Here is a 23,537-nt window from a genome sequence, read left to right on the forward strand (position 1 = left end):
GCTCGGCTGCTCAATAACTTAGCTGCCACAATAAACAACAATCACACATTAATTATAAACTCATGAAAAAACTATTATTTATCGCATTACTACTAACTGCCTGCACTCTTGCCTTTACCGGCTGTAAAAAAAGCAGCGAAAACCCGTCATCGGTATCAAAAAGCCAGATCACGGGCAAGTGGTTTTATGTTAAAATTGTTGAAGACGGCGATACCGAAACTTTCACCGATGGCGAGTACATCGACTTTAACGAAAACGGAACAGCTAACGACAGTATGGATAACGATAATGGCCAATGGAGCCTATCGGGTAATAAACTAACCATTGTATCTAATAACCAAACCCATGTGGCTACCGTTGATAAAATTACCAACAACGAATTGGTAATATCATCTACCGATCATGATAAGAAACGGACTTTGTATCTAAAAAGGTAGGCGCGGTAGGTGATTAATATATTGCTAATGTTTTTGCTTGCCAATTTCTTAGCTAAAGCTTAATTTACAAACACTTTAAAACACTTAAATCTTAAAACTATGCTTACAAAAATTTCAAACGACCATTCGCCCGATAAACAACTCAATGGTGACGAAGTAACAGTTGGCCAAATCATTGATTTGTCTAAAAACTATTTTAAACATTCTTATATTGAAGAAAAGGGGCACATCAGGAAAATGAATTGCGAAAATGGCCATGTACCCGAAAAAAATGACACCCGCACTATAACATTCAAAAAAAGCCGCATAGATGAGTTTTTTGCCGCAAACCCCGGTTCTGATGATTTTATAATCCATATTGGCTTACACGATAAAAAAATCTATGACGCTCACCTGCCCGGTGAATATGAGGGCAAGTTAATGGTTGTCCTATCAACTAAAGATTTACAAAAACTGGCAGAAGGGGATGTAGTGATGATTGCCGGTATTAATGGTGGCGGTATTGATAACGGAAAACTTTGCCCTCCAGATTTAACCTGCCCTGTTTAATATGCTTTTATCTGCCTATTTGTTTTTCGAATTGCTGGCTTTTATAACATCTGTTGTAAGATACAAGGCGCTTAAGCATAACAGGTATATTTACTTTATTCCCTACTTGTTTTTTATCCTGATCTATGAGTACGGATCGATAGAGAACTGGTTCATTTTTAAACAGAGTAATCTTTGGATCACCAATATTACTCTGTTTATTTTCTTTTTATTTTACAGTATTTTCATATATGGCTTAATTGAAACTGTGAAGTTTAAAGAGTGGATAAGGCGCCTTATTGTTTTGACCATTATCTGCTCTGCAGCAAATATGGCTTTTTTACAAGGTTTTTGGGGGCTGGATACCATTACTATTTTACTGCAATTTGCAATACTGATATCCATAACCTGCCTGTACTTTTACGAGTTAATGAACCTTACAGGTAAGGAGTTAAAGGTATTGAGGATCCCGGGGTTTTGGCTTAACACCGGTTTACTGTTCTTTTGCCTGGGCCAGTTTTTGTTTTTCTCGTCCTTTGCTTATATGGCTTACCTGAAAATTTACGAGTACTCTATTTTGCACCATGTAGTCGCTAATATTGCAAATGCTATTTTATATTCCTTTTTAACCATCTCGTTTTTATGCATAAGGACGAAGAACTAATAATATTGATAATTGCGGGCACAATCATGCTTTTGCTGTTAGGGATATTTATAATTAGTTTTTTGTTTTTTTACCAGCGAAAGCACAATCAAAATTCTGTAGATAAAGAGCAATTACATGCACGCTTCCAACAAGAACTCCTAAAAACTCAGGTAGAGATGCAGGAGCAAACGCTAAACCACATCAGCCGCGAGATCCACGATAACGTTACCCAGGTGCTCTCTTTTGTTAAACTAAACCTGGCAATACCGGCAAAGGCCACCCGCGGGCAGGCCGAACAAAAGATAAGCGAAAGCCGTAACCTGGTGGCACAGGTAATAAATGATCTGCGCGATCTTTCAAAAAGCTTAAGTTACGAACACATACTACAAATTGGGCTGGTACAAACCATGGAGATAGAGGTTGGGCGCATCAACAAAAGCGGCATTATTAAAATAGAACTTGCCATTGGCGGAGATGCCCATAATTTGGGCGAAGAACGCGAACTGGTATTGTTCCGTATTTTTCAGGAAAGCCTTAATAACGCGCTTAAACATTCTGGCGCCAAAAAGCTAAAAGTAAGTTTGGATTATTTTGAGCATTTATTTAACTTAACCATCCAGGACAACGGGAAGGGTTTTTCGGCAAATGAGCAGCTTAACAGCGGCTCGGGCTTGAGGAATATTGTGAACAGGGCCTCCTTAATTGGTGCTACTGCTGTTATTGACAGCGCGCCAGGCAAGGGTTGTTGCATTAAAATAGCTATTGACCCCCTTACACAAAACCCTCATGCCAACGGAAACCACCATAGCCTTAGTTGATGACCACCGCCTGTTCAGGAGTGGGATAGTATCATTAATAAGCAGCTTTACAGGCTATAAAATCTTGTTCGAGGCCGCCAATGGCGAAGAACTCACCCGCAAGATCTCCCCAAAGTTTAAACCCGATATCATCCTGTTAGATATTAACATGCCCGTGATGGATGGCATAAGCACCGCCCAATGGCTGCGCGAAAAATACCCGGAGATCTGCATCATCATCCTATCGATGTTTGAGGATGCCGAAAAGGTGCTCACCATGGTAAAAATGGGTGTAAAAGGCTATTTACTTAAAGATGCCGAACCACATGAGTTTGAGCAGGCGCTAAAAAAAGTATCGGAAGGCGAATTATACTACCCCGAATTTGTGACCCGCCACCTCGTGCACAATTTTAATAAGCACACCGAACAGGTTAAACTTAACAGCCGCGAAATTGAGTTCCTGAAACTCGCCGGCACCGAACTCACCTACAAAGAAATTGCCGACCAGATGTGCATTAGTGCGCGCACAGTTGACGGTTACCGCGACCAGCTTTTTGAAAAACTGCAGATAAAAAGCCGCGTAGGCCTCGTTTTATACGCCATAAAAAATAACATGATAGAATTGTAATTTGCTAAAATAATTAGCAAATTTGTTTCTATGTCACATGCGGAGAACGATGATTTTTTTAAGGGTAGAGGCGCGCAGGTAAACACCCACAATAAGTTTTTAAAAAACAAATATGTGCTGGACCACATTGAGGGGCTGGACGAACAACTGCTTGAAAATACCCATACCCAGCTTTTTGAAGAAACACCCAAGAAGATCGTCAGCATCTCTAATAGTCCCGATCTTAGTCATTTCCACTCTATAAACCCGTACCAGGGCTGCGAGCATGGCTGCATTTATTGCTACGCCCGCAACAGCCACGAATATTTCGGCTTTAGTGCCGGGCTCGATTTTGAGCGCAAGATCATCGTGAAACGCAACGCTGCAGAATTGCTCGAAAAGTATTTTAATAAGAAGGGCTATGAACCTGTACCCATTATCCTCTCCGGCAATACAGATTGCTACCAGCCCATAGAGCGCAAGCTTAAAATTACCCGGGCATTATTAGAGGTTTTTTTGAAATACCGCCACCCGGTAAGCATCATCACTAAAAACAATGTGGTGCTGCGCGATATGGATATACTGAGCGAACTGGCAAGCATGCGGCTAGCACACGTAAATGTATCTGTCACCACGCTCAACGAATCGTTAAGGCAAAAGCTGGAACCGCGTACCGTTACCGGCATGAGCCGCCTGGCGGTCATTCAGAAGCTGACGGAGAAAGGCATCCCCTGCCGGGTGATGGTTGCGCCCATTATACCCGGGCTGAATAGTAACGAGATCCCCGATATTATCAAAGCAGCTGCCGACCGTGGCGCGGTTGACGCGGGTTTTACCATTGTGCGCCTTAACGGTGCTATTGCCGAGATCTTTACCGATTGGGTACATAAAGCATTCCCCGACAGGGCCGAGAAAGTGCTGAATATGATCAAAGCCTGCCACGATGGTAAACTTAACGACAGCGAGTTTGGCCGCCGGATGAGCGGCGAAGGCCATGTTGCCCAATCCATTCACCAACTATATCGCATGGCCTGTGTTCGTTTCTTGGCCGGCCGCGAAATGCCGGGATATGATATGACTTTGTTTACACCTAAAGGCGGGAAACAGACGAGTATGTTTTAGGGGAAAGCTTTATCCTTTTCATTGGTCGAAGTTTTCAACTTCGACCCAAAATAGGGCAAGCATTCTGCTTGCGTAAGCTGAAAGCTTACTGTGTTTTAGGTCCAAGTTACGCTGCGTTAAACTTGAACCAGCAGTGATAGCGACATTCTAAAAGATAAATAATATTATCTTAGTTGATATTCTGTAACAATGCCAATAACGCCGTTGACAAATAAAGTAATCGCCTATCAAGAAATCCCAAATTTTGACACAGATAGTTGTGTTGATTGGGCATTAGAAATGTTAGCAATAGGGTATGATAGCGAAAACATCTTGATGTTGGCTGGTTTGGGTAAACCAACCAATTACTTCGAAACTATTAAATTGTTAAATAATGCGTTGGCAGAACTCGGTTTACAGCTTAAAACCGGCGAAGATGCCATTATAAGCTACAGCAGTTATTACATTTCAAATATCGCCAATGGCATTGCTGTACGTTCAAACCTTAACAGCATCGACAGTTTGTGCATGGGGTTAGGATATCCAACGCCGATATATGATTTCTATCTTTTTTGGTGGGCATGGAGCGATCTCGACTACGACCCGGATGCATACCCAACTTACTGGGATGGCGCATCCATCGACAATATAGATCAGCTTTTGATCGACTATGCGAAGGCTTGGATAGAAAACAACAAAGCCATTTTATAGCCTTCACTTACATCCTCAACCTTAACGATACCGACCTGCCCAATGCCTGCACAAATTGCGGGTCGAGGGTGTGGTGTTCGCCTTCTTTCTGGATCCAGATGGTGTTTTGTTTGGTAAGTTGAAGTGTTTCACCGTTCAGCAATAGTTCAAGTTCAGTAGTATTTTGGTTAATAAGGCGGCTGTTTACAATCTGGTAAACGTAATCCTTATCATTAAAAGTAATCCTTAGCGGTAATCCCATATTTCAAATCTTCTCGGTGGTAAAGATAACCCTTAACGCTGGTAATGGAATTTTATTTGAAAAAAACTATAACTATGTCATTGCGAGCGATAGATCGGCAATCTCAAAGGACATGCGGATATGCTAAGGTTGCCGCGTCGCTACGCTCCTTACAGCAATGACATAGTTTAATAACAAAAAAGGCCCCGAATCGGGGCATTTTAAATATAAGTTTATGAACGTGGTTGCAAATTATGCGTTCTCTTCTTCAAGAGCCATTAGCTCATCAACCAGGATACGCCCGCAATGCTCGCAAACGATGATCTTTTTACGTTGACGGATGTCTGACTGGCGCTGAGGCGGGATCTGGTTAAAGCAACCAGAACATGAATCGCGCTGGATAGTTACTACCGCTAAACCATTTTTAGCGTTTGTACGCAACCGATTATAAGCGATCAATAAACGCTCGTCTGTAGTAGCTGTAGCTTTTTCTGCCTGGCCAGTTAATTCGTTTTCTTCTTTTTCAGTTTCGGCAGTAATAGTGCCTAACTCATCTTTTTTAGCCTCAAGGTCGCTGCGGCGTGCTTCAAGGTCGGCAAGCGCTTTTTCGTAAATGCCGGTTTTTGAAGAGATCTCAAAACCAAACTCACGAATTTTTTTCTCGCTCACTTGTATATCTAAGCCTTGTATCTCAATTTCTTTCGAAATCGCATCATACTCGCGGTTGTTTTTAACCTCGTTAAGCTGAGTTTCGTATTTTTTTATGTTCGCCTGAGAGTCTTTGATCAGGTTCTTGCGGGTTACAATTTCGTCCTCAAGATCGTCAAGCTCATTTTTAATTTTTTGTATGCGGGTTTCAAGGCCGGCAACATCATCTTCTAAGTCAGCAACTTCCATAGGCAATTCACCTCTTACCTGGCGTATTTTGTCAATTTTGGTGTGGATGAGTTGCAGGTCGTATAAAGCTTTAAGCTTTTGTTCTATGGTTTGTTCCATTAAATAAAATATTTGACGGGGTTTGTATTCACTTTTGTTAAACGGATGGCAAAGTTAAGAAATTTTTCTTGAATAATTTCGCACAATAATTGTTGCGTAAATTGCTCACTCTCAAAATGCCCAATGTCAGCGATCACTATTTTTCCTTCAGCATCAAAAAACTCGTGGTATTTATAATCGGCGGTAACAAAAACCTCGGCACCCGCGGCTATGGCATGCTTCAATAAAAACCCACCCGAGCCACCGCAAACCGCTACTTTTTTTACCCGTTTGCCGGTAAATGCCGTATGCCTTATCACCGCGCAATCCATCGCGGCTTTTACTTCGCCTAAAAATTCGGCTTCGTCCATCGGCACTTCCAAGTCGCCTATCATCCCGCTGCCAATTTGCTGGTGCTGGTTGGTAAGGCTGTAAAGGTCGTACGCCACCTCTTCATATGGGTGCGCCAATACCAGCGCCATAATAATTTTGCTTTCCAGGTTAGCCGGATAGATGGTTTCTATCCGCATTTCTTCCTCGTGATGGCGCACGCCGGGTTCACCCACATACGGGTCGCTGTTTTCGCTACCCTTAAAAGTGCCGGTGCCTTCTACGTTAAAACTGGTCTCGCTGTACTCACCAATGTGCCCCGCCCCTGCATGGAACAATGCTTTGCGCACCTGCTCGGCCTGTGCAATAGGCACATAAGTAACCAGCTTTTTAAGCAGGTTCTGTTTAGGTGCCAGTATGCGGGTATTGGTAAGGCCAAGAGTTTCGCAAATGCGGGCGTTAACCCCCTTCATAATATTATCCAGGTTGGTATGGATGGCATAAATAGCGATGTTATTGCGGATGGCTTTTTCCACAACCCGCTCCACATATGTTTTGCTGTTGAACTTTTTAAGCCCATTAAATACAATAGGGTGATGCGAGACGATAACCTGGCAACCGTTGGCGATGGCCTCGTCAACCACGGCCTCGGTGCAATCCAACGAGATCAACGCCTGGCTGATCTCCAGATCCGGCTGACCGACGATCAATCCGCTGTTGTCATAATCTTCCTGCAAGGCCAGCGGGGCCAGGCTTTCCAGGTAAGTAGTTAGCTGTGCTAATTTCATAATTGCACTAAGGTAATGTACAATAGATAAGATTAAAAATCTATGTTCGCTTTTATTGTAGTTTCATTGCCGCCCCCATTTATGGGGCGGATCATAGAATAAAATCTTGTGGCTTTAGCCTAAATGCGCGTTTGGGCTAAAGCCATGCCTTATTTGTTATCCGTTGGCTAAAGCCAACGGCAATTAACTTTGTGTAAAGCCGGTAAATTGTACTTAGCGGTTTACTACCCCAAAGCCTCTTCCACAAAAAAAATCAAAACGTACAGGTGATATTTTCTTTGGCGCTAACCTTTTTTTGGTTTACCAACGCTCACCGCGTTTTGATTTTTGTATGCTTAGATAGCTTCCCCGTTATAAGGCTTCGTGTTTTATTTGGCGGGCCTTAAGTGTTTTAAGGTCGTTCATTAAAATGCTCATTAGTTCTTTGTCAAAGCGTGACACTAATTTATGGGTAGCGGGTGTTTTTGAATTTTTCATGATTGTGATATGGTTTAAGACTGTAAAAAAATATGTGATAAGGTTAAGGTGATTATTGTTGATTATAGATTCCCATTTTTGCTATCTGGAAACTTTCGAAAGCCATTTTTTGATTATACTCGTTCGCTAACGACTGGTGGTTGATCAGGTCGACAATGGTACCGATAAGGCAAAAGCCCCCGGTGAAAAAATAAAACAAGCCCATTAGCGTTTGGCCTACCATAAACCTTTGCACACCGGCAATGCCTATAAAGCCAATTAGTGTGAAGATCAGGATGTCTTGAGGGCTGCGCCTTTTGCTTGAGTAGATCATATAAAAACTTTGTTTTTGCGCGTCAGTCAAGTCGTTAGTTGCTTGATGTAGTGCTGCCATTTCCTCTGGTGTGATGCCTGGCAGTGACATATAAGGATTGTAAGTGTTCATCTTTTTAATTTTTATTGTGTGATTTGATGATGTAAAACTACTATCGAATGACAATTTTGCCTACGGCTATTAGGCGGCTTATTGTAAACCATCGGTAAGCGCGGCAATTTATTCGGCGAAATACGGGAAGTTTTTTTTACCGACGGGGAGCGGTAAACTTATATTGCTTGTTTATAGCAAGCGTGTAGATCCGGTATAGCAAAAGCAGCAAAACGGGCATGCCAAGCCAATGCGCATGGAAAGAGCTTTTAACATCGCCCCTAAACAAATAGGAGATAGCATGGCCAAGGCCACAACCCGGGCACCAGGTAATGCCAAGCAATTTTAATGGGCATAAACCAAAGTGGCTTTGGCCTGCCGGGTTTGTAAACGCCAGGCAGATCAAAGCCACGATCCAGAAGATTAATTCGAAATACCTGTTAAATATTTTCTTAATCGACACGGTTGTTTTTAGTGGTAAGCAATAAAGATACTGCAAAAGCCTCTATTACACCAACAAGCAGGGCGCCAAAAATACGGCCGCTAAAGCTTTGGAACGTAGTATCGTTACTGTCGCCATTACCCCAGTTTATAAAGACGATACCGGCAAATATCGCTATAACGCCGCCTACCATTAAAATTTTAAAGCTTTGTATCAATGCTTCTAAAAAGCCCATGTTGCCTTTAAGCTCGCCGTCCCTTAACTTTCTTACGCCAAAATATAAGCCTATAAGCGGGATCAGTACGGATACATATTCGATTGGGTTTGTTTTACTGTCTGATAAATTATAACCTGTTTGGCGCATAACAAAAAGCCATACCACGCTTAAAACGCCTATTATTGATCCAAATATTACTGAGTTTTTCATGTAGTGAAAGTTTAGTTCCGTGTTGTTGTTTCGAAATATCATTTAAAAGTAAACATAAGTGCTAATTGTTTGCTTTAATTTTAATGATAAATAGTTCGGCCTGTAAAAAAAGGCTTTTTTACCTATATTTACACCGTTTTGAACATCCGTGATATATTAGAGCGATACAAGGCCGACGAACGGATAAAGGCATTGGCGCAAGCCTTAAATGCCAGTAAAAGTCCAAGAGTACAGCTTCGTGGTTTAGTCGGGTCGGGTGATGCGGCCATGGCGACAGCATTATATTTTTTGCAGCACAAGCACATGGTATTTGTACTGCCCGAACGTGAAGAGGCCGCCTATTTCCTTTCCGACCTGGAGAATTTAACAGGTAAAGAAGTCCTGCTTTTCCCGTCATCATACCGCAAGCCATTTGAATTTACCCAGCCCGACAGCAGCAATGTGCTTGCCCGTGCCGAGGTATTGAATGAGCTTAACCACGCTACCGAATACGGCCAGCTAATAGTTACTTACCCCGAAGCACTGGCAGAAAAAGTAATTGACCGGGCGTCGCTGGAAAAAAACACACTGGAAATTTCTGTCAACAATAAACTAAGTATCGATTTCATCACCGAGTTTTTGGTGGAGTATGATTTTGACCGGGTGGAATTTGTTTACGGGCCGGGGCAGTTCTCTGTCCGTGGGGGTATTGTAGACATCTTCTCTTTTTCGCATGACCTGCCCTACCGGGTAGAGTTTTTTGGCGATACTATCGAATCGATCCGGACTTTTGAAATAGAAAGTCAGCTATCTGTTGAGCAGGTAAAAAATATTACCATTGTACCTAACGTGCAATCTAAATTCCTGACAGAGAATAATATCTCGCTGCTAGAATATGTAGAGCCCGGCACGCAGGTATGGATAAAAGATGTGCAGTTTACGTTGGATATCATCCAAACCGGGCACAAAAAAGCCACACAGTTATGGAGGGCTTTATCTGCCGATGAAAAGAACCAGAACCCGGATTGGATAGACCCTAAATTCAGCTTTACCGACGAGAAATTGATTGCCGACCAACTGCACGACTTTCCACTGGTTGAATTTGGTAAGCAATTTTTTTATACCGATGCCACGCCTATTCATTTTGATATGCGCCCGCAGCCATCGTTCAATAAAGATTTTAGCCTGCTGATCCATAACTTTAAAAACAACGAGGCCGAAAAGATAGAGAACTATATCCTTACCGATTCGGCAAGGCAGGTAGAGCGTCTTTATGCTATCCTGGAGGACCTGGACAAGACCGTAAAGTTTACCCCGGTAAGCATCAGCATCCGCGAGGGTTTTATTGATCGCGAACAAAAGCTGGCTTGCTACACAGACCACCAGATCTTTGACCGTTATTATAAATACAAGCTTAAAAAAGGCTACCAGCGATCGCAAGCCATTACGCTTAAAGAGCTGCGCGACCTTAAGCCCGGCGATTTTGTAACCCATATCGACCACGGCATCGGCAAATACGCCGGCCTCGAAAAAGTAGAAGTGAACGGCAAAACCCAGGAGATGATCCGTTTGGTGTATGCCGATAACGATTTGCTGTATGTAAACATCAACTCGCTTAACCGCATCAGCAAATACAGCGGCAAAGAAGGCACCGAACCCCGCATGAACAAGCTGGGTACCGATACTTGGGAACGCCTCAAGAAAACCACACAAAAAAAAGTTAAGGACATTGCCCGCGACCTAATCAAGCTGTACGCTCTGCGTAAAACACAGGATGGGAATGCCTTTTCGCCCGATAGCTATTTACAAACCGAACTGGAAGCATCCTTCCTTTACGAAGACACGCCGGACCAGGAAAAAGCCACCGTTGATTTCAAGAAGGACATGGAATCGCCGCACCCTATGGACAGGCTGATCTGTGGCGATGTGGGCTTTGGTAAAACAGAAATTGCCATTCGTGCGGCGTTCAAGGCCGTTGCCGATAGTAAGCAGGTGGCTATACTTGTGCCTACAACCATTTTAGCGGCCCAGCACTACAAAACATTTAGCGACAGGCTCAAGGGCTTCCCCGTAAATATCGATTACGTAAACCGCTTTAAAACCAGCAAGCAGATCAAAGATACCCTTGCGGGATTGAAAGAAGGCAAGGTGGATATCATCATCGGCACGCACCGTTTGGTGAGCAAGGATGTGAAGTTTAAGGATCTCGGTTTGATGATCATTGACGAGGAGCAAAAGTTTGGTGTAACGGTAAAGGAAAAACTGAAACACATGCGCGCTAATGTGGATACGCTGACGTTAACGGCTACGCCTATCCCGCGTACGCTGCATTTTTCTTTGATGGGCGCGCGTGATCTTTCCATTATCTCTACCCCACCGCCAAACCGCCAGCCGGTACTTACCGAACTGCATGTATTTAACGATACGCTGATAAAAGACGCTGTACAGCAGGAGATAGACCGCGACGGGCAGGTATTCTTTATCCATAACCGCGTTGCCGACCTGCCACAGCTTGGCGGGATGATCCAAAAACTGGTGCCAAAAGCCCGTATCGGTATTGCCCACGGGCAGTTAGAGGGCGATGCCCTGGAGGATGTAATGCTGAAATTTGTGAACCACGAGTACGATGTGCTGGTGGCAACCACCATTATAGAAGCCGGGTTGGATATCCCCAACGCAAATACTATTATCATCAATCATGCCCACATGTTTGGCCTGAGCGACCTGCACCAGATGCGTGGCCGCGTTGGGCGGAGCAACAAAAAGGCGTACTGTTATTTGCTGAGTCCGCCGCTTTCTACTTTAACCAACGAGGCACGCAAACGGCTAAGTGCCATTGAAGAGTTTAGCGACCTGGGCAGCGGTTTTAACGTTGCCATGCGCGATCTGGACATCCGCGGCAGCGGGAACCTTTTAGGGGCGGAACAAAGCGGTTTTATAGCCGAAATTGGGTTCGAAATGTACCACAAGATATTGGATGAAGCCATACAGGAACTGAAGGAAGACGAATTTAAAGGCGTATTCCCTGATGATAAGCCAAGGCCGTTCATCAGCTTTACACAGATAGATACCGACCAGGAAATATTGATCCCGGATGAGTATGTAACCAACATCGGCGAACGCTATAACCTATACACCGAACTAAGCAAACTAGAAAACGAAACCGAACTGCAAGCCTTTAAACAACAACTGCATGACAGGTTTGGCCCTATCCCGCCGCAGGTACACGATTTGCTGAACTCCATGCGTTTACAATGGTTAGGCAAGGCAATAGGTTTCGAGAAAGTATCTTTGAAAAAGAATGTGCTGCGCGGCTATTTCATCACCAACCAGCAATCGGCCTATTTTGAAACCGAGGCCTTTAAAGAAGTGCTTGAATTTGTACAACGCAACCCACGCCGCACCAATCTTAAGGAGGTAAAAAACACGCTGCGCCTGAGTGTAGAACGTATTGGCAACATAGACGAAGCGCTGGAGATATTGAGTGAGATGATGGTGGTGCGGCCGGTTTAACTTCCTTTTTCGGCCTCGGCTTTAATATGAGCTAACACACGTTCGTGTATTTTATGAATGATAAAATCACACCAAATGTTCCAATATATAACGGGCTTAATCCTGTTACTATACCAGGTGGTCCCTTCTAATAGCGTGCTGCCGTCTTTCAATTTAGTTATATTAAACTGCCCGTTTTTAGAAACAAAGTAGCCATGTAAATGATTTGGATGTAGATCATAAAGGCTAATTTCTTTCATCGTTTCTGGCTGTTCAACTACATCAAACTTAAGAAGATGTGGTTGCTGCCAAACAGTTATTGGTTCAACAAAACTACCTGTCGAAAAATTACAGCGCCTGATAGCACCTACTCCAACGCCCTCAATTTTTGCGTTAATGGGATAGGCGATTCCTGCGTTAAAGATCAGTTCGGAGGGCGGGCTTAATTGAGGAAATTGAATTACATTTTTCCAAACAGCTTCCGGGGATGCTTTTATTATAATACGGGTGGTAACAGAACTCAATTGTTCTTTATCGTTCTTACTTTCAACATATTCAAAGCCGCTTATTATGGGCATCGATATCACTAACAGTATTGCGACTAACGATGGATTAACTGTTTTACTCCGAACGATTTCATAGCCTATTAAATAACCAAGCCACGCAAACAACATACCTATTGGGGCGGCCATTATTATGCAAATAACACCTTCAAACGCGAAGGTTAGTAATCCTAAACAAAAAAACAAAAGCGTTGCTAAGGTTAACTTGAAACAAGATATTTTCCGCACCTCATTCTTGTAGGCGTATAACATAGTTGACATAGCGCCCAATACTGTAGGCAGCCAAATAAAAAGGCCAAAAGAATAACTTGGAAATAATTTAAGATTGATGAACGCACACACCCAGCAAATTATGCAAGTAATAGCAATTGCCGATGTCCTTCTATTATTATTAATTAATTGAAGCATTATCCCTTAAAGATATTAAATCTTTTTATAAATCCCTCTCAAATTTCTACCTAACTCGCGGTAATCTAACCCGTAGCCAACTACAAATTCATTGGGGATCTGGAAGGCTACGTACTTTAGTTCTTCGATGCTGTGCTCTACCGAATCTGGTTTAAAAAGCAGGGTGCAAACGGTGATGGATGCCGGGTTACGCACCTGTAATTTTTCAATAAGGTATTTAATGGTGTTGCCGCTATCGATGATATCTTCCAGCAGGATCACATCTTTGCCGGTGATATTTACATGCAAATCAAAATCATCGCGGATGGTGCGGGTGCTGGATAGTCCGCCGAAGTATGAGGCAAGCTTAGTAAAGGTAACTTCGCAAGGCACCACGATCTCTTTCACCAGGTCGGAAGCGAACATGAAACTGCCATTGAGGATGCCCACAAATATGGGTTGGCGGCCTTCAAAGTCAACATTTATCTGCTGCGCCAGCTCAACAATACGTTGCTGGATGGTTTCGTGCGAATACATGGGCGCAAATTCAAGGTCAGCTATTTGTAGTTTCATACCGTAAACATACGCAAAGCCAAACAAATTGCATGTTTATACGCTATCTTTGAAGCTTTTATGACAGATCACCATGTACACGCGCTGCCAAACGGCATCCGCATATTATTTAAACATTCGCCGTCGCCTATTACACATTGCTGTTTTGTACTCAATGCCGGCTCGCGCGATGAGTTGCCCCAAAAAGAAGGCCTAGCGCATTTTATTGAACACCTGCTGTTTAAAGAAACCGAAAGGCGTAACACCCCGCAGATCCTGAACCGGCTGGAATTGGTTGGTGCGGACCTGAACGCCTACACCACCAAAGAATACACCTGCATCCACGCGTCGCTGTTAAAACAGCATTTAGAGCGCACGGTAGACCTGTTCGAGGATATCCTGTTCCACTCTACCTTCCCCGAAGATGAGATGGAGAAAGAACGCGGCGTGATCCTGGACGAGATCTCGTCATACCTGGACCAGCCCGAAGAAGCTATACAAGACGATTTTGAAGAATACCTTTTTAAGGGCCACCCCATTGGTAACAATATTTTAGGCACGCCTGAGAGTGTTGGGGTATTAAATGGTGCAGACATCAAGCAGTTCATCACCGCTAATAACAACACCCACCAAATGATCTTCGCCGTTTATGGCGATTACGATTTTAAGAAACTGGTGAAACTGTGCGAAAAGTATTTTGGCAGCGTGCCGGAGAACACCAACCAAAAACAACGCATAGCACCCGAGCCAATAAGCCACGGCATCTATACCTTAAAGAAACCCATTTCGCAAACGCATTGCATCATTGGCGGGCGGGCGTACCCATCGGCACATCAAAATAAATATGGCCTGTTGTTGCTTAACAACGTTTTGGGCGGCATGGGCATGAGCAACCGTTTAAACCTGGAGATAAGGGAAAAGCATGGTATCGCTTACACCATCGAATCTAATTATACTTCGCTAACTGATACCGGGATCTTCTCCATTTACTTTGGTACCGATGCCGAAAAGGCCGGTAAAGCGCTTAAACTGACCCATAAAGAATTAAAAAAACTGCGCGAAAACAAACTGGGCGCGGTACAGTTGCGCCAGGCAAAAGAAAAGTTTATTGGTCAGATTGCTTTGGCCGAAGAAAGCCGGATGAGCCTCATCATCTCCATGGCTAAAAGCCTGATGGATTTTGGGCGGATAGATTCATTAGAAGACATTTTTGCCAAAATAAACGCGGTTACCGCCGAAGACCTGCTGGAAATTAGCAATGAAATATTTGATAATGACCGTATGATAACCTTATTATTTGAGCCTAAATAATAAAACTTTTACCTTTGCACCATGAAATATCCTATAATAGCATACGGCGACCCTGTTTTAAGGAAAAAGGCCACGTCTATTGAGCCAGATGAGTACCCAAACATTAAAGAATTAGTGGGTAATATGTTTGATACCATGTATGGCGCGCGTGGTGTTGGCTTGGCTGCACCACAGGTTGGCATGTCTATGCGTTTGTTTGTGGTTGATGTTACCCCGTTTGATGATGAAGAGCCCGAGCTTAAGGATTTCAAAAAAGTATTTATAAATGCCACCATCCTGGAAGAAACCGGCGAAGAATGGTCTTTTAACGAAGGCTGCCTCAGCATCCCGGATATCCGCGAAGATGTAAGCCGCAAACCAACCATCAAGATCTCATACTACGACGAGGATTGGAAACATCATGAAGAAACCATTACAGGTATGGCTGCCCGCGTTATCCAACACGAGTACGACCACATAGAAGGCAAACTATTTACCGATAAGCTTAGCCCGCTGCGTAAGCGTTTAATAGAAAAACGCCTTAACGATATCTCTAAAGGTGTTGTTGACGTTGACTACAGGATGAAATTCCCGGCTGCGAAGAAAGGGCGTTAGAGGTTGGAGATTGGTTAATTAGAGATTAGGCCCTATATGTCTCACATAAATACTATATAAACGAAAAAGCAGGATGTTGAACATCCTGCTTTTTTTATGCTTAAAAATTATATTCCTTATATACATTTTTAGTGTACATGTATAGAAAATTGCCATTTTCTATACATGTACATTTTAATATGTATAATTTTAATCTTTTTCTATATACATTATGATTGTACAATCGGATTGATGGTTTGAATTGGCGGAGCTTGTTGTCTGTATTCCACCTCGTTTTTAAATAGCCTGAATAATGGAACGTTTATGTAAAAATTACTCCTACCTATTTTCTCCTTTTTTAAAAAACCATGCTTGACTAATAAGGCTGTATATTTAGATGCGGTCAACCTTGAGATCATTAACTCTTTCATCACAAATTCAATTTTTGTGTAAGGATGTCTAAAAATGTTATTTAACAGGTCTTGACTATAAACCTTCGGCAATTCTTTACGAATACGCATCTTATAATCTTGCATTAAAGATCGCATCTGCGAAATCAATACTATAGTTTCTTTTGCCGTTTGTTCAATGCCATTTAGCATATAAACAATCCACTCTTCCCACTCACCGGTGTCTCGAACTTTTTGTAACAGTCGATAATAGTCTGCTTTATTTTTAATTATATATCCGCTTAGATATAATATCGGTAAATCGAGTAAATCATGGACAACTAAATATAAAATATTTAAAATTCTACCTGTCCTTCCATTTCCATCATAAAAAGGGTGAATACTTTCAAATTGATGGTGAATAACTGCCATCTTAATTAATGGGTCAAGGTCGCTGTCAATGCTGTCATTCATAAACTTAACCATATTGTCAATCAACTCAACTATCTTATCATATTCTTGAGGTGGTGTATAAATACTTTCTCCGGTAGCTTGATTGATTAGTTCTGTTCCCGGCACCTTTCTAAACCCGGCATCGTTTTGTTCGAGTATTTGTTGTATTTGTATAATATGATTGGTAGTGAGTATTTTATTCTTTCTAACGAGATCGAATCCATGTTTTAGCGCTTCCGCATAGTTATTAACTTCTTTTGCAGATGCATTTGAAATCAATTCCTCAAAAAGCTGTGCTTTATATAGTTCATCATGAGTAGTAATAATGTTTTCAATAGCTGAACTATCTTTCGCTTCCTGCAGCGCTAACGTATTTATTAATATGCTTTCATTGGGTATAGTAGCGGCAACGCCTTTTAGCTCTGCTAACCTTCTATGTGCAGAAGGCAGCTTTTTTAAAACTATCTTGCTTTCTAAATCCTTTTGAGGGGGCAATAATGGAATATTGTAAAACATCGATTAAATCTTAGCTAATCAAAAATACAATAATGTATTGCCAACAGAGATAAGGTTCTAATATTAATTTGGAGAATAAAATTCTTGCCTCTTACTTACTGTCCCCGTCGGTTATCGACTTGATCAAACTACCCCAGGCAAGTGGGTTAAGTAAGGGGTTAACGCGCGAGTGCTGGTTAACAATGTCCTGGTGCATGTACTGCGCGTTGGCAGATTGGATCTCCTGCGCGTCACGTGGCAGGGTGTTGGTCATCGCTACTATAGAAGTGCGACTGATGTTTTTACGGGCTATCTCCAGGTCGTCATCGGCAATCTTGGCGTTCACAAAGTCCTTGCGGAACTCATCTGTTGTTGCCCACGGAAACACCCTTACCATCGGCAGGTTTATCATCTGCTGTCTGATAGTTACCTGTACGGTATAGCTTTTGTTTTTAATGTTCTCGGGTATCACCACAGTAACGGGCGCAAAACCTATCGCGGTAAACTGCAGGGAATCCTGCTCGTGCACTACAAAAGAAAAATAACCTTTATAGTTGGTGACATTTGCCGTATTGTGGCTGCTTTTGTTGGTTACGGTTACGTAAGGCACAACCACACCTGTACTATCGGCATTATATACCACACCCGTAAACTGTACCAACGGATTCTCTTTTTGTTGGGAGAATGCTGATATAGATACCAGTAAAAACAATATGCCAATTAATTTTTTCATTTATTTATATAACACAAATTACCTGCCATGTTTATTAACGTTAAACAAGCAGGTAAAAATACATCATTGAAATATATCAATAACGTATTTAACACTTCTTAACACTATCTTAAGTTTTCGGGAAGCACGGCATTGGGGTCATCAATGTCGGTTAGGTTTACTGCTTCAATGCCGATAATTTCCGGTACGGCCTTTAAAATGGCTTGCTCAATTCCTGCCTTAAGCGTCATGATGCTCATAGGGCACGAGCCGCATGAACCCAATAACTTAAGCCTTACCACTTTTTCAGGAGTAATTTCTTCGATAGAAACGTTACCGCCATCTGCCTCTAAGTAAGGCCTTATGGTATCCAACGCTGCTTCCACCTGATCTGTTAAACTCATTCTAATTTAAATTATAAAGTAAAGTTATTAATAATAATCAACATCCTTATATACGCACCTCTAAATCTCCCAGCAAGGGAGGGCTTCTTAAAGCCCCTGCCTACCTGAGAGGGTTTGGGGTGAGGCTAAATCGGCCTTTTGGGCGTTACAAATAGAAACCTGCTGGGCAACGCGCCTGGCCATTTCCATAAATGCGGTGGTCATTACACCATCATCGTCCATTACAATCGGCCTGCCCGCATCGCCCGAATCGCTGATACCTTTTATCAACGGAATCTCTCCCAAAAAGGGCACATCTAACGTTTCCGCCAGCTTGCGGCCGCCGCCTTGTCCAAAAATGTAATATTTATTATCGGGCAGTTCTGCCGGGGTAAAGTAAGCCATGTTCTCCACCACGCCCATAATAGGCACATTAATAGCCGGCATCATAAACATCCCAATACCTTTTTTAGCATCGGCCAAAGCCACATTTTGTGGCGTGGTAACAATTACAGCGCCTGTAACCGGGAAGCTTTGTGTAACCGTAATATGTATGTCGCCGGTACCCGGAGGCAGGTCTATCACCAGGTAATCCAGTTCGCCCCAGTCCGCATCATTAAACAATTGTTTAACCGCGGTAGATACCATTGGCCCGCGCCATGGCACAGGCTGGTTCGGGTCGGTAAAGAAACCTATCGAAAGCAACTTGATGCCAAATTTTTCAATAGGCTCGATGCGTGTTTTGCCGTTCTCCTGTGTAGCTTTTGGGCGTACGCCTTCCAGTCCAAACATGATGGGGATTGACGGGCCGTAGATATCAGCATCTATCAAACCCACTTTAGCGCCCGTTTTTGAAAGTGCAAGCGCCAGGTTTACCGATACAGTAGATTTACCTACCCCGCCTTTACCGGATGCTACCGCGATAATGTTCTTCACACCCGGTACGCCCGTATTACGCTGGGTGGTCACCTGCGAGGTCATGTTCACCATAACCTCTATCTCTTTGCTGATGAAGTGGCCAATGGCATTACGGCAGGCATTTTCTATCAACGCTTTAAGCGGGCATGCAGGCGTGGTTAGCACTACCGAAAAGGTTAGCTTGTTGCCGTCTATATGTATATCCTGGATCATGTTTAGGGTTACCAGGTCTTTTTTAAGATCGGGTTCTTCAACATTTCCAAGGGCTTGTAAAACTTGTTCTTTAGTAAATTCCATATTTATTTCATCTCAAAAATACGAAAACAGGGGCCGGCATGCGTTTGTTATAAAAACAATTTGCAGCTTGCAACCGTTTGCAAACATTGTAATTGATTAGTTTTGAAGCAAAATCCCTATATGCGCCGTATCAACCCCAAATATATCCGTATTGCAGGTATAACCGTTCTTGTATTAGTAGTTATTATGCTAATAGGCGGATATGTGGCCTACTCTAAGCGCGAGGTATTGCTCCAAAAAGCCATCTACAAAGCTAAAGCAAAAGCAAAAAGGGATTATAATTTAGATGTAAAAATAGGTTCGGCAAAATTTACGGGCTTAAGTACAGTGGCTTTTACCGATATAAGTGTGGTCCCTTTTCAGCGCGACAGCCTACTGAATATTAAAAACTTTAGTGTAAGTGTTAAGTTACTCCCGCTCATATTCGGCAATATCAAACTGGCCGATGTGATCCTGCAGGATGGTTTCCTGAACCTTACCAGCATCAAAGGCGTCAAAAACTTCGATTTTCTGTTTAAAAAGAAGAAAGATACCACCAACACCGGCAATAAGGTGGACCTGTCTGTACTTTCCAATAACCTTATCAACGAGGTGCTTTACAAGATCCCCGATAACCTGTCGCTCCATAACTTCAGGATGAGTTTTGTGGACGATAGCACCAAAGTAAAGATGCTGGCCCAAACGGCTATCATTAAAGGTGGCAAGCTTGCCTCAACCATCAACGTGAATGACGGCGATGCAACCTGGCATATCGATGGCAAGATGGTACCATCCGACAAAGACATTGATGTGCACCTGTACGCCGATGGTAAAAAGGTGGAACTGCCCATCATCCAAAAGAAATTTAAGCTGAAGCTGAATTTTGACACCATTAGCACCAAGCTAAGCAACGTTAAAAACAGCAGCGGCGAAACCAGGATCTACGGTTCGTGGAGTGTGCGCAACCTGTTGCTGAACCATCCGGGGCTTTCCGTAAGCGATATTGTGGTGCCTTACGGTTCTATTGATGCCAATGTTTTTGTGGGCAGTAACTATGTTTCGTTAGATAGTTCATCGGTTATCCACCTTAAAAAACTGACGGCTAACCCATACTTAAAATATACCCTTAACCCGGTTAAAATTTACGAGGCAAAGGTTAATACCGGTTGGGTGAACGCGCAGGATGTTTTTGATTCGTTCCCTACCGGGATGTTCGAATCATTGGATGGCATTAGGGTTACCGGTAAGCTAAATTATAGCTTAAACATGTTCATGAACCGTGCGCACCTGGATGACATGGTATTTGATTCGCGCCTGCAAAAGGATGGCGATTTCAAGATCCTGAAATATGGCCGCGCCGACCTGGGCAAGCTTAACAGCACCTTTGTTTACACCCCTTACGAAAAAGGCAAGCCTATGCCGCCGCATACAATCGGGGCCGGGGCAGCTAATTTTACGCCTTTAGAAAACATTTCGCCAAACATCCGCAACGCGGTGATGACGGCCGAAGACCCTTCATTTTACACCAACCGTGGTTTTGTGGACGAGTCTATCCGCAAATCCATAATTACGGATATTAAGGAAAAGAAATTCAAACGTGGTGGCAGTACCATTTCCATGCAGCTGATCAAGAACGCGTTTTTGAGCAGGAACAAAACCCTGTCGCGCAAGATAGAAGAGATCCTGATCGTTTGGCTAATAGAGAATAACCGCCTCATGAGCAAAAACCGTATGCTGGAGGTTTACTTCAACATCATCGAATGGGGCCGAGGCATTTACGGTATCAGCGAAGCATCTCACTACTATTTTGGCAAATCGCCGTCAGAATTAACTATTGGCGAAAGTATTTACCTGGCCAGTATAGTTCCCAACCCCAAGGCGGGCTTGTACGCCTTTCAGCCCGATGGTAGCCTTAGGCAGGGCCTGCACGGCTACTTTAACCTCATAGGTAGGCTAATGGCTAAAAAAGGCCTTACCCAGCCCGACACCAGCGCGTATGGCTTCTACAGCGTTCGCCTGCGCGAGGGCTTGCGCCAAACTATCGCGCCTATTGATACCGCGGTTGCCGATAGTCTGATGCACCAATCCGAAGATGACGATGCTGGTGGCGTAGGTGTTGCCGCACCTGTTTTTGAAGAGCCTAAAAAACCAGGTTTATTCCAGCGCCTGTTCGGTAAAAAAGATACTACCGAGGCCAAAATGGAGAAGAGGATCGAAGAGACAAACGATGCCATTAAAGCCCGCCTTAAACTGGAAATAGAAAAGGTAAAAGCCGATTACAAATTGAAAGTGGATAACGTAGATACCGCCGGCCGTACTAAAAAAGAAATTAGAGCGGAAAAGAACCGCCTGAAGGACGAAGGCAAAGCAAAGGTTAACGAATTAAAAGACCGGATGCCTTAACCATGCAGGAAAAGTTTGATATTGCGTTACCCGGCGATCTTGCCATTCCGCTGGATAACGACGCCTTACGATCAACAATTGAAATGCTGTTCAAGCCCGGTATGCAGCCATATAATTTATTGCTTGAAGCGTTAACTGAGGAGAACCGGGACAAGTACGGCTCATCAAAGTTTGATGCGATTGCATTCGAGGTAAAGCGTTTTGACCCCGACACATTAAAAGGCCGCATCCGCGTCAATTATAAATTACAGCTTACCTTTAGCTGCTCGGCTATTGTAAACGACCTCCACAACCAGCACTCCTACTGGAATTTTGAGATCGACCCGGTTTTAAACACCGCCCATTTCGAGGGTGAAGAATATGGCGACCTCCGCTCCACCTCCAACGAATTTTAAATTTTACCCGCTACAGTGATAGTATTTACTTATGTATGACCAATGTGCGTGTTGCAACATCTATGTTTGTGCCTATAACTAAACAATAAAACAACATGTCATTAGTAGATAGTTTAAACTGGCGATACGCCACTAAAAAATTCGACAGCACAAAAAAGATAGCTGCCGAAAAATTAAAAGCCATATTAGATGCCGTGCAACTGGCACCATCATCATTAGGTTTACAACATTACCGCATATTGGTAATTGAAGATGCCGACACACGCGAAAAATTAAAAGCTGTAGGTTACGGCCAAACGCAAATTACGGATGCTTCTCAACTGATCGTATTTGCCGCCGAAACTAACATCAACGAAGATTTTGGCAAAAAATACATAGATAACGTTGCCGCAACCCGCAACATTCCCCGTGAAGCATTAGCTGGTTTTGAAGACATGGTATTAGGCGCTATCAATGGCCGCACACCAGAACAATTATTGACCTGGGCACAAAAACAAGCTTACATAGGTTTAGGTATTTTGGTAACTGCCGCTGCAGACCAGCACGTAGACATTTGCCCTATGGAGGGTTTTGACCCAGCCGGTTTCGACGAGGTATTGGGCTTAAAAGAAAAAGGCTTAACCGCTACCGTTATAGCAACAATTGGTTACCGCGCCGAAGATGATGAAACCGCCAACGCCGCGAAAGTACGACGCCCTGCCAGCGAGTTTTTTATCCATATTTAATACATGTTGTGGTTATTAAACCACAACATTATCATAAGAGAGCGCAACCGGAAGCCCGGTAGCGCTCTTTTGCTTTATAGTTGTTCATGCTTAAGGTTAATATAATTGCCTGAATATTAAATACGTTATAAATATCGGCACGGGCTTTGCATAACCCTTATATTATGCGCAAGAGAATATTAATAGTAGACGATAACGAATTGATAGTAGAAGTAATGAGTTACATACTGATCAATAACGGCTATGATGTATCCTCGCTGCCGAACGGCGACCGCGTAATTGAAGAAGTGCAAAAAACACATCCCGATCTGCTGATCATGGATGCCAACATGCCCGGCATGGATGGCCGCGATATTTGCAAGATCTTAAAACTCAATAAATCTACTATGGATACCCCGGTTATCATTTGCTCTGCAGAAGAAGACCTGGATGCCGCCCTTAACGGGGAAGGTGCGCCTGACGATATCCTTCATAAACCCTTTGATATGACGGCACTTATTAAAAAGGTGGAAGTGCAATTGGCTGCGTAAAGCTCACACTTATGTCATTACGAGCGTGGCGTGGCAATCTTCGATAGAACAGGAGTCGATTGGTTCTTCGTTAAGAATGGTAGTGTGCTTTATTAAACGTCAGTGGATGTTC

The 23,537-nt window shown here is 43.1% G+C and carries 27 protein-coding genes; 14 read left to right on the forward strand and 13 right to left on the reverse strand.

The annotated features are described in order from the left end of the window. Positions 1–62 precede the first annotated feature (62 nt). The 7 genes from RHM67_RS01390 to RHM67_RS01420 all read left to right on the forward strand — a co-directional run bounded on the left by RHM67_RS01390 (position 63) and on the right by RHM67_RS01420 (position 4,827). On the forward strand, positions 63–437 hold the full coding sequence (locus RHM67_RS01390; RefSeq protein WP_322229876.1) for a lipocalin family protein: 375 nt from the start codon (positions 63–65) through the stop codon (positions 435–437). Positions 438–536: 99 nt separating this feature from the next. After that, positions 537–986 (forward strand): hypothetical protein, encoded by a 450-nt coding sequence (locus RHM67_RS01395; RefSeq protein WP_322229879.1) that lies wholly within the window; start codon positions 537–539, stop codon positions 984–986. A 1-nt stretch (position 987) separates the two neighbouring features. Then, the gene (locus RHM67_RS01400) at positions 988–1,629 is read left to right on the forward strand and encodes a hypothetical protein (protein ID WP_322229882.1); all 642 of its coding nucleotides are present in this window, start codon (positions 988–990) and stop codon (positions 1,627–1,629) included. Then, the gene (locus tag RHM67_RS01405; RefSeq protein WP_322229885.1) at positions 1,608–2,429 is read left to right on the forward strand and encodes a sensor histidine kinase; all 822 of its coding nucleotides are present in this window, start codon (positions 1,608–1,610) and stop codon (positions 2,427–2,429) included. Before RHM67_RS01400 ends, RHM67_RS01405 begins: the two co-directional genes overlap by 22 nt. Further along, positions 2,398–3,036 (forward strand): response regulator transcription factor, encoded by a 639-nt coding sequence (locus RHM67_RS01410; RefSeq protein ID WP_252758689.1) that lies wholly within the window; start codon positions 2,398–2,400, stop codon positions 3,034–3,036. The genes RHM67_RS01405 and RHM67_RS01410 overlap by 32 nt, the downstream gene beginning before the upstream one ends. Before the next feature lie 30 nt (positions 3,037–3,066). Beyond that, positions 3,067–4,137 carry a PA0069 family radical SAM protein gene (locus tag RHM67_RS01415; protein ID WP_322229888.1) on the forward strand — a complete coding sequence of 357 codons (1,071 nt, stop codon included), beginning with the start codon at positions 3,067–3,069 and terminating at the stop codon, positions 4,135–4,137. A 279-nt stretch (positions 4,138–4,416) separates the two neighbouring features. Further along, positions 4,417–4,827 carry a hypothetical protein gene (locus RHM67_RS01420; RefSeq protein ID WP_322229890.1) on the forward strand — a complete coding sequence of 137 codons (411 nt, stop codon included), beginning with the start codon at positions 4,417–4,419 and terminating at the stop codon, positions 4,825–4,827. Between the two features lie 7 nt (positions 4,828–4,834). On the opposite strand, the gene RHM67_RS01425 is transcribed toward RHM67_RS01420, so the two are convergent. The 7 genes from RHM67_RS01425 to RHM67_RS01455 all read right to left on the reverse strand — a co-directional run bounded on the left by RHM67_RS01425 (position 4,835) and on the right by RHM67_RS01455 (position 8,889). Then, complete coding sequence (locus tag RHM67_RS01425; protein WP_322229893.1) at positions 4,835–5,068, reverse strand: hypothetical protein; 234 nt, start codon at positions 5,066–5,068, stop codon at positions 4,835–4,837. Between the two features lie 231 nt (positions 5,069–5,299). Further along, positions 5,300–6,043 carry a zinc ribbon domain-containing protein gene (locus tag RHM67_RS01430; protein ID WP_322229895.1) on the reverse strand — a complete coding sequence of 248 codons (744 nt, stop codon included), beginning with the start codon at positions 6,041–6,043 and terminating at the stop codon, positions 5,300–5,302. Continuing rightward, the gene (locus RHM67_RS01435; RefSeq protein WP_322229897.1) at positions 6,043–7,140 is read right to left on the reverse strand and encodes a Nif3-like dinuclear metal center hexameric protein; all 1,098 of its coding nucleotides are present in this window, start codon (positions 7,138–7,140) and stop codon (positions 6,043–6,045) included. Before RHM67_RS01435 ends, RHM67_RS01430 begins: the two co-directional genes overlap by 1 nt. A gap of 351 nt (positions 7,141–7,491) precedes the next feature. Next, positions 7,492–7,617, reverse strand: coding sequence for a hypothetical protein (locus RHM67_RS01440; RefSeq protein WP_322229899.1), 126 nt, complete (start codon positions 7,615–7,617; stop codon positions 7,492–7,494). A 52-nt stretch (positions 7,618–7,669) separates the two neighbouring features. Further along, complete coding sequence (locus RHM67_RS01445; protein ID WP_322229901.1) at positions 7,670–8,041, reverse strand: TM2 domain-containing protein; 372 nt, start codon at positions 8,039–8,041, stop codon at positions 7,670–7,672. 136 nt (positions 8,042–8,177) lie between these two features. After that, positions 8,178–8,483 carry a DUF2752 domain-containing protein gene (locus RHM67_RS01450; protein WP_322229903.1) on the reverse strand — a complete coding sequence of 102 codons (306 nt, stop codon included), beginning with the start codon at positions 8,481–8,483 and terminating at the stop codon, positions 8,178–8,180. Continuing rightward, on the reverse strand, positions 8,473–8,889 hold the full coding sequence (locus tag RHM67_RS01455; protein WP_322229905.1) for a DUF4199 domain-containing protein: 417 nt from the start codon (positions 8,887–8,889) through the stop codon (positions 8,473–8,475). The genes RHM67_RS01450 and RHM67_RS01455 overlap by 11 nt, the downstream gene beginning before the upstream one ends. A 138-nt stretch (positions 8,890–9,027) precedes the next feature. Here RHM67_RS01455 and mfd point away from each other — a divergent pair, with 138 nt between their 5' ends. Beyond that, positions 9,028–12,381, forward strand: a complete 3,354-nt coding sequence (gene mfd, locus RHM67_RS01460; RefSeq protein ID WP_322229906.1) for a transcription-repair coupling factor — start codon at positions 9,028–9,030, stop codon at positions 12,379–12,381. Here the strand turns inward: mfd and RHM67_RS01465 are convergent. Further along, positions 12,378–13,052 carry a hypothetical protein gene (locus RHM67_RS01465; RefSeq protein WP_322229907.1) on the reverse strand — a complete coding sequence of 225 codons (675 nt, stop codon included), beginning with the start codon at positions 13,050–13,052 and terminating at the stop codon, positions 12,378–12,380. The genes mfd and RHM67_RS01465 overlap by 4 nt on opposite strands. 294 nt (positions 13,053–13,346) lie before the next feature. After that, complete coding sequence (gene hpt / locus RHM67_RS01470) at positions 13,347–13,883, reverse strand: hypoxanthine phosphoribosyltransferase (RefSeq protein ID WP_322229910.1); 537 nt, start codon at positions 13,881–13,883, stop codon at positions 13,347–13,349. Between the two features lie 60 nt (positions 13,884–13,943). Here hpt and RHM67_RS01475 point away from each other — a divergent pair, with 60 nt between their 5' ends. Then, on the forward strand, positions 13,944–15,173 hold the full coding sequence (locus RHM67_RS01475) for a pitrilysin family protein (RefSeq protein WP_322229913.1): 1,230 nt from the start codon (positions 13,944–13,946) through the stop codon (positions 15,171–15,173). A gap of 21 nt (positions 15,174–15,194) precedes the next feature. Beyond that, positions 15,195–15,767, forward strand: coding sequence for a peptide deformylase (gene def / locus RHM67_RS01480; RefSeq protein ID WP_322229916.1), 573 nt, complete (start codon positions 15,195–15,197; stop codon positions 15,765–15,767). 209 nt (positions 15,768–15,976) lie between these two features. Here def and RHM67_RS01485 read toward each other — a convergent pair whose 3' ends face one another. The 4 genes from RHM67_RS01485 to RHM67_RS01500 form a co-directional block, all read right to left on the reverse strand. After that, positions 15,977–17,104, reverse strand: a complete 1,128-nt coding sequence (locus RHM67_RS01485; protein ID WP_322229919.1) for a Fic family protein — start codon at positions 17,102–17,104, stop codon at positions 15,977–15,979. 91 nt (positions 17,105–17,195) lie between these two features. Next, positions 17,196–17,816 carry a carboxypeptidase-like regulatory domain-containing protein gene (locus RHM67_RS01490; RefSeq protein ID WP_322229921.1) on the reverse strand — a complete coding sequence of 207 codons (621 nt, stop codon included), beginning with the start codon at positions 17,814–17,816 and terminating at the stop codon, positions 17,196–17,198. Positions 17,817–17,920: 104 nt separating this feature from the next. Continuing rightward, positions 17,921–18,199 (reverse strand): NifU family protein, encoded by a 279-nt coding sequence (locus tag RHM67_RS01495; protein ID WP_252758704.1) that lies wholly within the window; start codon positions 18,197–18,199, stop codon positions 17,921–17,923. Between the two features lie 87 nt (positions 18,200–18,286). Beyond that, complete coding sequence (locus RHM67_RS01500; RefSeq protein ID WP_322229924.1) at positions 18,287–19,393, reverse strand: Mrp/NBP35 family ATP-binding protein; 1,107 nt, start codon at positions 19,391–19,393, stop codon at positions 18,287–18,289. A gap of 102 nt (positions 19,394–19,495) precedes the next feature. On the opposite strand from RHM67_RS01500, the gene RHM67_RS01505 reads away from it, so the two are divergent. The 4 genes from RHM67_RS01505 (at position 19,496) to RHM67_RS01520 (ending at position 23,425) form a co-directional block, all read left to right on the forward strand. After that, complete coding sequence (locus RHM67_RS01505; protein WP_322229926.1) at positions 19,496–21,775, forward strand: biosynthetic peptidoglycan transglycosylase; 2,280 nt, start codon at positions 19,496–19,498, stop codon at positions 21,773–21,775. Between the two features lie 2 nt (positions 21,776–21,777). After that, a complete protein-coding gene (locus RHM67_RS01510; protein ID WP_322229928.1) occupies positions 21,778–22,170 on the forward strand; it encodes a hypothetical protein in 393 nt (130 codons plus the stop codon). A 95-nt stretch (positions 22,171–22,265) separates the two neighbouring features. After that, positions 22,266–22,895: an NAD(P)H-dependent oxidoreductase gene (locus RHM67_RS01515; protein WP_322229930.1), complete on the forward strand. Its 630-nt coding sequence runs from the start codon at positions 22,266–22,268 to the stop codon at positions 22,893–22,895. Positions 22,896–23,059: 164 nt separating this feature from the next. Next, positions 23,060–23,425, forward strand: coding sequence for a response regulator (locus RHM67_RS01520; RefSeq protein WP_322229932.1), 366 nt, complete (start codon positions 23,060–23,062; stop codon positions 23,423–23,425). Positions 23,426–23,537: the final 112 nt, after the last annotated feature.

Source organism: Mucilaginibacter sp. 5C4, assembly GCF_034345625.1.
Taxonomy (GTDB): Bacteria; Bacteroidota; Bacteroidia; order Sphingobacteriales; family Sphingobacteriaceae; genus Mucilaginibacter; species Mucilaginibacter aurantiaciroseus.